Source organism: Shewanella sp. A22 (assembly GCF_053850585.1).
Window position 1 is genome coordinate 1 of the sequence record NZ_JBSQBN010000157.1, and the last position, 9,325, is coordinate 9,325.

The window sequence follows — 9,325 nt, forward strand, 5'->3', positions numbered from 1 at the left end:
CCAGAATGGAGTCTCTCAGGTATTCCACTTCTGTGTTACATTGATTTAAAAGGCAACAACCATTTCTACATCAATGTGCCTTGAATTGAAAAACCTGAGAGACTCTGAACTGACCAGATATTTAATGGGATTGGTATAATATTGTGTTGTTAAAGATGACGTAACCATATTGTGTTAGGCATTAATCTGAAATGTTTGTTTTTGGATTGTAATAACAAAAAATTTATCATTGGGTCGGGATTTGAAGTAAAGAGATTTAGAACAAAGAAAAGCTGGCACAGATAGCATTAAATTAAGGCAGTGATTTGGAGCGACGTTTCTTTATCAATAAAAAGTGGTTAGAACTGATGACCGTTCTATGACGTCTAGCTTGGCAAACAAAAAGGTATCGCATTTTCTAAAAGCGCAACTGAGCTAATGTTGCATTTCAAACTAGGGAAGTGATTTGGAGCGACATATCAGGTTCGAACTGATGACCTATACCTTGGCAAGGTATCGCTCTACCAACTGAGCTAATGTCGCATATCAAAATCATATAAGAAACGTGCAAGAATTTGGAGCGACATATCAGGTTCGAACTGATGACCTATACCTTGGCAAGGTATCGCTCTACCAACTGAGCTAATGTCGCGTACTGTTTTGCTTCATTGTAACAATCAACAAGGTATCGTATTTCAACCTATGCCAACTAAGCTAATGTCGCATTACAAAATCATGCTGAAATTTGGAGCGACATATCGGGTTCGAACCGATGACCTATACCTTGGCAAGGTATCGCTCTACCAACTGAGCTAATGTCGCGTACTGGTTGCTTCATTGTAACAATCAACAAGGTATCGTCTTTCAACCTATGCAAACTGAGCTAATGTCGCATTATTTCAAATTTCTTTACAACTTTCTATCATTCAGAGTTTGGTGCTCTGCAGAAAGTTGAGGCCGCATTATAGGTAAATTTTACTAGGCTGCAACCCCCTTTTTTAAAAAAATTGTTCGATTGGTTAAATTTTAAATACTTCTTTGCGATAAAACTGCATTTCAGCAATGGATTCTTTAATATCTTCTAATGCTTGATGGGTATTTTTCTTACTAAAGCCATCCATCGTTTTAGGACTCCAACGACGAACCAACTCTTTAATCGTGCTAACGTCAATGTTGCGATAATGGAAATACTCTTCTAGCTCCAGCATGTACTTATTCAAAAAACGACGATCTTGACCAATACTGTTACCACACATAGGTGAGGCTCCCTTAGGCACATACTGAGCCAAAAAATCAATCGTTTGTGCTATCGCATCTTGTTCAGAACACTTGCTGGCCCGCACACGGTCAATCAACCCTGACTCTCCATGATGCTTTTGGTTCCAATCATCCATTCCTGCTAGCACTTCATCTGTTTGATAAATAGCTAGAACAGGGCCTTGAGCAATAATATTCAGCTCTTGGTCAGTCACTAAGGTTGCAATTTCAATGACTCGATCGACTTCTGGTTCTAAGCCTGTCATTTCCAAATCAACCCAAATAAGATTATTCGCATCAGCAGCCATTTATGTCGCCTTATGTTATCTGTCGCCTAAATTCAGGCTTTTTTATAAAAGAGTGTGTATCATACTGTTTTTTTGACACACAAAAAAACACCTATTTAATGAAGATAAGCCAGTGAGTAAAAAGAAACCTCTAAGCCAAGGTCAATTACGCCGAATGCGCGCGAATCAGACTAAGCGACTAAAACGTAGCGATGATAACAACGCCCCTGAGTTACAGGACAATTTATTAGGCCCTGAACAGTCTGGTGTCGTTATTTCTCGCTTTGGTCAACATGCCGACATAGAAACGGCTGACGGTACCGTATCACGCTGCAACATTCGCCGAGCTGTAACCAGTTTAGTGACTGGCGACAATGTCATTGTAAGATTGGCAACAGAGGTCCAAGCAGGATCTAGTATCGGCGGTATTGTTGTAGCAGTCCACCCTCGCAAGTCATCACTCACACGGCCCGATTTATATGATGGCGTAAAAATTATCGCCGCCAATATTGATCAAATCTTAATTGTGTCATCGGTATTACCTAGTTTTACCACTCAAATTATTGACCGATATCTAGTGGCCGCCGAAGATACTGACATTCCACCCATCATTATTTTAAATAAAACCGATTTATTGAATGACGAAAATAGAGATGACATTGAAACAGCATTAACCCGTTATCAAGACATAGGTTATCCGGTTTATCGAGTCAGTAGCCATACAGGCGAAGGCGTTGATGCAATTAAAGACTTATTGAATAATAAAGTCAGTGTATTTGCTGGCCAGTCTGGTGTTGGTAAGTCATCTTTAATCAATGCGTTAATGCCAGAAGCAGCGTTGTTAATAGGCGATGTGTCGGACAATTCAGGCTTAGGTCAACACACCACCACCACGGCAAAATTACTGCACTTTGTCAGCGGCGGGGATTTAATTGACTCTCCTGGCGTTCGAGAATTTGCGTTATGGCATTTAGATGCGACCAGAGTGGGTTGGTGTTTTATCGAATTTAGAGATTTTTTAGGAACGTGTAAATTCCGCGATTGTAAACATGGCGACGACCCAGGTTGTGCTTTACAACAAGCATTAGCCGATGGAAAAATTACGCAAGATCGCTTTAATAATTACCAACGCATTATTGCCAGCTTAGACGAGCAGCGTCATGCACGACATTTCCGTGCAATTGATGAATAATACCCAAAACAGATCGTTCTCTGTAGAATAATGTTCATGATTTAACCAGATTAGAAAAAGGAAATACCTTGGACTCAATTAAAATTGCTTTGCAATACATGCTGCCAAAACACTTTTTGTCACGCTTAGTGGGTAAATTTGCCGCCGCTGAAGCAGGCGCTATTACTACTGCAGGTATTAAGTGGTTTATCAAACAATACAAAATTGATATGTCAGAAGCATTGCAGCCAGAACCTGAGGCTTACAAAACGTTTAATGCTTTTTTTACTCGTGCATTAAAGCCAGAACTTAGACCGATCAACCAAGATAACAACATAATGGCGCACCCAGTTGATGGTGCTGTAAGCCAGTGTGGTCCAATTGAAGCTGGTAATATTTTCCAAGCCAAAGGGCATAGTTACACGTCAGAGGCTCTCTTAGGTGGACATAAAGCCGATGCAGCGCGCTTTGATAACGGTGATTTTGCGACCATCTACTTGGCGCCAAAAGATTACCATCGCATCCACATGCCAATCACAGGCACATTATCAAAGATGACATACGTACCGGGTGATTTATTTTCAGTCAATCCTCTTACAGCGCAAAATGTCCCGGGGCTGTTTGCTCGTAACGAACGTGTGGTTGCTATATTTGAAACCGAAGCAGGTCCAATTGCTATGGTGTTGGTTGGTGCAACCATTGTTGCCAGTATTGAAACAATATGGTCAGGTACGGTAACCCCACCTGGCGGTAAACAAGTCTTTAGCTGGGACTACCCAACCACAGGGCCGGAAGCTATCACCCTAGAAAAAGGCGCCGAAATGGGGCGCTTTAAATTAGGCAGCACAGTGGTGATGTTATTTTCTCAAGATGCAATTGATACTTTTGCTGATGGTGTCGAACCAGGAGAGACCACGCGCATGGGACAACCATTTGCAACGCTAGCGCGTTCAGCAAAACATGATGCCAGCTAAACCAAATTTAGGCTTAGTTGAACTCCATTTAGCCGTACTCCTGTTTGGTGGTACGGCTTTATTTTCGAAACTCATTCCCCTCAGCGCACTTAATATCACTTTTTTACGCTGTATTGTCGCTGCGTTAATACTGGCCATTATCGTTAAAGTCACCAATCGCCCATTGCGGTTACAACGCCAACAAGATTATTGGGCAGCCGTAGCGCTGGGGACTTTAGTGTGCTTGCATTGGGTAACCTATTTTGCTGCGATGCAATTATCCTCTGTTGCTATTGGCATGATTGCATTTTTTACTTACCCAGTGATGACTGTATTAATCGAACCCATAATCAATAGAACACAGCTGAAACTGCTTGATGTGATATCTGGAATAGCGGTGTTAATTGGGGTTATTATGCTGATCCCAGAAGCTAGTCTGAATAATCACACCACCTTAGGTATTATTGTGGGCGTTATTTCAGCAGCATTATTTACCGCCAGAAACTTACTCCATAAACGTGTATTTTCTCATTACAGCGGCCCGCATGCGATGTTTTATCAAACCCTCATTACCTTTTTATTGTTAAGCCCTTGGCAAGATATCAATGCACAACATATTAGCCCAAACACATGGGGGCTTGTGTTACTACTCGGAATAATATTTACGGCCATGCCTCATGCTTTATTTACCACAGCACTTCGTTATTTAAGCGCAAAAACAGTTGGGCTAGTCTCGTGCTTACAGCCTTTTTATGGTGCAGTGCTCGCACTATTAGTCTTAGATGAACAACTGACAACACGAACGATTATTGGTGGAACCATTATTGTGGCAACCGCTTTATTTGAAACTCAACAGAGCCATCAAAAAAGTAGAGCATAATCACGTAAATTTGCTACCATGCCTTTACTCCAATCTGAGCAAAGTATTATGTTACGTTTAGCGTCTTTATTCTTGTGTTTACTTATCGTTAATACACTGTCGTTTTCTGTGTTTGCCAATTCACCTTTAACCTTAAACAAACGTTTTGGGTTAAACAGTCAAACAGAAAATCAGCCTCTTGATATACAGTCTCAAATTGCCGAACTAGAGAGCAGTATTGAAAAGCTGCAAATAGAACAGCAAACCTATACCAATATCGAACGCTCAAACAACGAAACTAAACTGGCTCTTGCTGGGCAACTTCGTGAAGCTCAAATGCCATTGAGTCTAGATACCGATATGGATTTAGATCAACAAGCTTCAATGGCTTATTTTCGCTTATCTGAGTTAAAAGAAACTGAATCGAGTTTAAACCAACAGTTACGCCTTCTTTCACAGCGTCAAACACAATTACCAGAGTTAATTGCTCAAGCCGAAAATGCTTTAACACAACATAAGAAAACCCAGCAAGCCCCCATTGACACACCATTAGGTAAACGGAACAAGCTTCAAGCAGAATTGCTCGCACAACATATAGCAACGTTACAAACGGAACGTTTGGCGAACCCAAAACAGTTAGAAACCACTCAACAACAGCAACAGCTCAATAGATTGGCCTTAGGGCAACAAGAAGCCCTTATTGAACTAATTAATAAACACAATATTGAATCTCGCCAGCAACAAACCGCAGACACCATCGCCAATAACTTAATTGACGCCCAAGCGCTAGCCGATCCATGGTCTCAAGAATTAAGTAAATTAAATCAACGGTATGCAATACAATTGCAAGCCCTCACCAGCAAGATAAAATCGGCAATAGAGAAACAGCAACGTGTTGAAAAACGTTATCAATCTCAAAATGCACAACTCTCAAATGTGCTTGAGCAAATAAACTGGGTTAAAACCAACTCAGCTTTCGGTGATCGTTTTTTACAGATGCTGCAGTCACTGCCTAAGCCACCTAATCTAGACAAATTGCAAACTGAATTAGCCGATGCTCGACTAGAGCGTTATCAATTAGAGCAACAACAAGCATTAAATAGTCAGCAACTTGATGACAGCGCAATGTTTAATGAAACCCAGCTAAAATTACTGCAATCACAACAAGTGCTAATAGAACAGCTATTACAAAGTTATGACCAATACTTAGCTGAATTCGCAAAGTTACGCATTGGTTATGAACAATTAAATCAATTACACAACACATTAAAAAATACGCTAAGCGAACATTTATTTTGGGTGCCAAATGCACCGAGTATTGGTGCGTTATGGTTAATTGACATAAGCCACAGTAGTGTTTGGTTATTACAACCCAATCAGTGGCAGTCGCTACAACAAGCTTGGTCAGCACAAAGTCATTATTGGGCTTGGTGGGGTATTTTGTTGCTATGCTGCTTAATGGCACAAGACATGCTCACACCTAAATTTAATAAAGCCATTAGTCGTTATGCCGTGTTTGTGGGTAATGTAACCCAAGATAAGTTTAAATACACCATCAAAACATTGCTCATTAGCTTAGTCTACGCCTTAATAAAACCGCTACCCGTGATCGTCGCTGGGATCATTTTCTCAGGTTCTGAGCAAAACTTGGTTCATGCTGTTGGGGTGGGAATATTAGCGATTGGTGTTAGCTACTTAATTTATCGTTTCTTTTTCTTATTAACCGTAGACAAAGGCATTTTGATTAGCCATTTCAGACGGCCTAAGACAATTGTTCAACAAGCACAACAAACCATGGCCTCCTTTGTCATGATATCAGCACCATTAATCGGCTTAATGGGCTTTACAGAAGCCTTAGACACCTCACTCGTTCGTAACAGCCTTGGACGTGGTGCATTTATTATTTTCTGTGTTGTGCTGTGCTTACTCTATAAAGATGTGATGTTACTGATTGGTCAATATCGCCAAAATAAACCTAGCGCGACAAATATGGCCATCATTCAAAAAGCGGTATGGGCAATACTGATTGTCACCCCTATTTTTAGTGCTATTTTAGCAGGGGTTGGCTACTACTTCACCGCTTTCCAGCTCTTATTGCAACTGCAAATCTCGGTCTTATTAGGTTTATGCTTCTTGCTAGCCTATCAACTCATTAAACGCTGGATGCTAATTGAACGAAGATTGATCGCATTTGATCGTGCTAAAGCCAAGCGCGCAGAGCGTTTAGCACAGCGTGAAAGAGGCGAATTACACAGCAATGAACCGATAGAGACCTATGAAGAGCCCATTGTAGATTTAGAAACGATCTCTAGCCAGTCACTTGGTTTAGTAAGGTCCATTCTCATTTTGGCCTTCTTTGCGAGCTTGCTAGGTATTTTAGCGCAGACCCATACCGCAGTATTCTCATTTTTAGATGGCATAACCCTTTGGACCACAAACAGCAACGTAAATGGTATTGAGCAACAGCTGCCTATTACATTAAAGTCGATTTTATTTGGCATAATGTTAGTTGGTTTCTCTGTGGTGATAGCCAAAAACCTGCCTGGTTTACTTGAACTCATGCTACTACAACGGCTCGACTTATCACCGGGAACCGGTTTCGCTATTACGACTGTTAGCAGTTACCTAGTGGTATTTTTTGGCATGCTATTTGGTTTTTCGACCTTGGGGATGGAATGGTCTAAATTACAATGGCTAGTGGCAGCGCTGTCCGTTGGCTTAGGTTTTGGTTTACAAGAGATTTTTGCTAACTTTATTTCAGGGTTAATTATTCTATTTGAAAAACCGATCCGTATCGGCGATACCGTCACAATCCGCGAGCTTACTGGCACCGTCAGCAAAATTCAAATTAGAGCAACCACAATTGTTGATTGGGACCGCAAAGAAATTATTGTACCCAATAAAGCTTTTATTACAGAACAACTGGTTAACTGGTCATTGTCCGACCCTATCACTCGCGTCATTGTCAAAGTATCAGTGTCACGCGATGCAGATCCAACCATGGTTGAAATGTTACTTCATCAAGCAGTACGCGAATGTGACTTATCATTAACCATACCTGAGCCTGAAGTATGGTTCGCCGGTTTTGGGGTGCACACACAGGATTACGAAGTACGGTCTTACGCCAAAGACATGTCTGCACGTTGGCCTCTTCGCCATAACTTGCATAAACGCATTAGCAAAAAACTCAAAGAAAATAAAATCGAACTTGCTTATCCACAAATGGACATTCACATTAATCACGCTACCAAAGAGCCTTCTGGATTATACAAAGGCTAAAACGGTTAATGTTGATGGTAAAATGTTGTTTGATTTAAAGGTGTTAGCTCTTTATATTGATGCGGAAAAAGGTGTGCAATTTACAAAATACCTTTTAATTAAGTCTAAAGTAATAATTGAGGAACATCTATGATCGTTTTTGCTCACCGTGGTGCTAGCGGTTATGAACCAGAAAACACAATAGCCGCCATGGACAAAGCCATCGAATTAGGTGTCTATAACATAGAGCTTGACGTACATTGTGTTGAGGACGAATTAGTCGTTTTTCATGACCGCCGCTTAGAAGGTAAGTCAACGGGAACAGGACTGATCCATCTCACCACTAAAACCAAACTGGCCCAATGTACTGTTGGTGGTCAACCCATCCCTACCCTTTGGCAAGTACTCGAATGGGCGAGCCTCAAAGGCAAAGGTTTGTGCCGTATTAATATTGAACTAAAAGGCATTAAGTGTGTTAATCCCTTTATGTCGCTATATCCTAAAGCCCTAACACAATTAAACCTTACACCAGAGCAACTGCTAATATCATCATTTAACCACCCCAACTTAGCCCAGATAAAACAGGCTTTTCCAAATGCGTTAATAGCACCACTACTCGCTGGAGTCCCACTCGATTTAGCGCAAGTGGCAACAACACTGAATGCCTATTCCCTTAACATCGATGTAGGTTTTGTAAATCAAAAAATTGTTGACGATGCCCACCTGCGCGGCTGTAAAGTGTATGTTTTTACTGTAGATCACCAAGATGACATTCAAGCATTAAACCTCATGGGAGTAGATGGAATATTCAGTAATTATCCAGACAAAGCTATGGCAGCATCAATGATGCCAGTAACAGACGATTTTAGTGAATGGTTTGAGTAAACAATCTAAGCTCAAAACCAGTGACTAGCTTAATATCGATTCACTGCTAACGTAATGATATATCAGCGCCTTCTCCTTAATACCAAGGCAATGGGCGCGACTCAATATCAGCAATAGTTGAAGCTTATTCGTATGGGTTTAACTTTTTCGAACATACGATAGATCAAACTCTTTAAAAAATTATCACAACATAACAAAATAGTTATTGCCAATGATAACTGTTTTCATTTAGAATTAGATTACTTTCTTAGTTAGTGTATTTTGAATGAAGAGGCTTTTTCCATGTACGTTTGTCTTTGCCATGCCATCACAGACACTCAAATCAAAGCAGCAGTAAGTCAAGGTGATTGCTCACTTGCTGACGTTAAAAAGCGTTTGGGCGTTGCGGATCAATGTGGAAAATGTGCGCGGATGGCAACTCAAATCATTCAGACTCAACTAGAGTACGAACCTAATTTTTATGAAGTGGCTTAATACGCTTTCTTCTACATAAAAAAATGCAGCTCATATGAGCTGCATTTTTTTATGTATTTCGTTAACTCAAATAAGAAATAATACCAATTATGATTAAAATGTGATCTAATCAAAGTATCACCTCTTATTAATCTTTATGTATGACTTCTCTTACTGATAAAGAAATACTTAACCTCTCCAAACAAGAAAAAAATGCGAATAA

General features: G+C 40.5%; 7 protein-coding genes and 3 tRNA genes. 6 read left to right on the top strand and 4 right to left on the bottom strand.

The genetic code is table 11. The features are described from left to right. Positions 1 to 446: 446 nt before the first annotated feature. The 4 genes from ACWXWT_RS18760 to orn all read right to left on the bottom strand — a co-directional run bounded on the left by ACWXWT_RS18760 (position 447) and on the right by orn (position 1,544). Positions 447 to 522, bottom strand: a tRNA-Gly gene (locus tag ACWXWT_RS18760). A 33-nt stretch (positions 523 to 555) separates the two neighbouring features. After that, a tRNA-Gly gene (locus tag ACWXWT_RS18765) sits at positions 556 to 631 on the bottom strand. Positions 632 to 725: 94 nt separating this feature from the next. Next, a tRNA-Gly gene (locus ACWXWT_RS18770) sits at positions 726 to 801 on the bottom strand. A gap of 197 nt (positions 802 to 998) precedes the next feature. Continuing rightward, positions 999 to 1,544: an oligoribonuclease gene (gene orn / locus ACWXWT_RS18775; protein ID WP_456043099.1), complete on the bottom strand. Its 546-nt coding sequence runs from the start codon at positions 1,542 to 1,544 to the stop codon at positions 999 to 1,001. A 112-nt stretch (positions 1,545 to 1,656) separates the two neighbouring features. Between orn and rsgA the strand changes: the two genes are divergently transcribed. The 6 genes from rsgA to ACWXWT_RS18805 all read left to right on the top strand — a co-directional run bounded on the left by rsgA (position 1,657) and on the right by ACWXWT_RS18805 (position 9,123). Continuing rightward, a complete protein-coding gene (gene rsgA / locus ACWXWT_RS18780) occupies positions 1,657 to 2,715 on the top strand; it encodes a small ribosomal subunit biogenesis GTPase RsgA (RefSeq protein ID WP_456043100.1) in 1,059 nt (352 codons plus the stop codon). 68 nt (positions 2,716 to 2,783) lie between these two features. Further along, positions 2,784 to 3,668, top strand: coding sequence for an archaetidylserine decarboxylase (gene asd, locus ACWXWT_RS18785; RefSeq protein ID WP_456043101.1), 885 nt, complete (start codon positions 2,784 to 2,786; stop codon positions 3,666 to 3,668). Beyond that, the gene (locus ACWXWT_RS18790; protein ID WP_456043102.1) at positions 3,655 to 4,527 is read left to right on the top strand and encodes a DMT family transporter; all 873 of its coding nucleotides are present in this window, start codon (positions 3,655 to 3,657) and stop codon (positions 4,525 to 4,527) included. Before asd ends, ACWXWT_RS18790 begins: the two co-directional genes overlap by 14 nt. Positions 4,528 to 4,575: 48 nt before the next feature. After that, entirely contained in the window at positions 4,576 to 7,785 is a 3,210-nt protein-coding gene (locus ACWXWT_RS18795; protein ID WP_456043103.1) for a mechanosensitive ion channel domain-containing protein, read from the top strand. Between the two features lie 129 nt (positions 7,786 to 7,914). Continuing rightward, positions 7,915 to 8,649 carry a glycerophosphodiester phosphodiesterase gene (locus ACWXWT_RS18800; protein WP_456043104.1) on the top strand — a complete coding sequence of 245 codons (735 nt, stop codon included), beginning with the start codon at positions 7,915 to 7,917 and terminating at the stop codon, positions 8,647 to 8,649. Between the two features lie 282 nt (positions 8,650 to 8,931). Continuing rightward, positions 8,932 to 9,123 carry a bacterioferritin-associated ferredoxin gene (locus ACWXWT_RS18805; protein ID WP_456043105.1) on the top strand — a complete coding sequence of 64 codons (192 nt, stop codon included), beginning with the start codon at positions 8,932 to 8,934 and terminating at the stop codon, positions 9,121 to 9,123. The last annotated feature ends 202 nt before the right edge of the window (positions 9,124 to 9,325 follow it).

Excerpts from the sequence above, each read along its gene's own strand:
- orn (WP_456043099.1), bottom strand. The coding sequence starts at position 1,544 with ATGGCTGCTGATGCGAATAATCTTATTTGGGTTGATTTGGAAATGACA.
- ACWXWT_RS18790 (WP_456043102.1), top strand. The coding sequence starts at position 3,655 with ATGATGCCAGCTAAACCAAATTTAGGCTTAGTTGAACTCCATTTAGCC.
- ACWXWT_RS18795 (WP_456043103.1), top strand. The coding sequence starts at position 4,576 with ATGTTACGTTTAGCGTCTTTATTCTTGTGTTTACTTATCGTTAATACA.
- ACWXWT_RS18800 (WP_456043104.1), top strand. The coding sequence starts at position 7,915 with ATGATCGTTTTTGCTCACCGTGGTGCTAGCGGTTATGAACCAGAAAAC.
- ACWXWT_RS18805 (WP_456043105.1), top strand. The coding sequence starts at position 8,932 with ATGTACGTTTGTCTTTGCCATGCCATCACAGACACTCAAATCAAAGCA.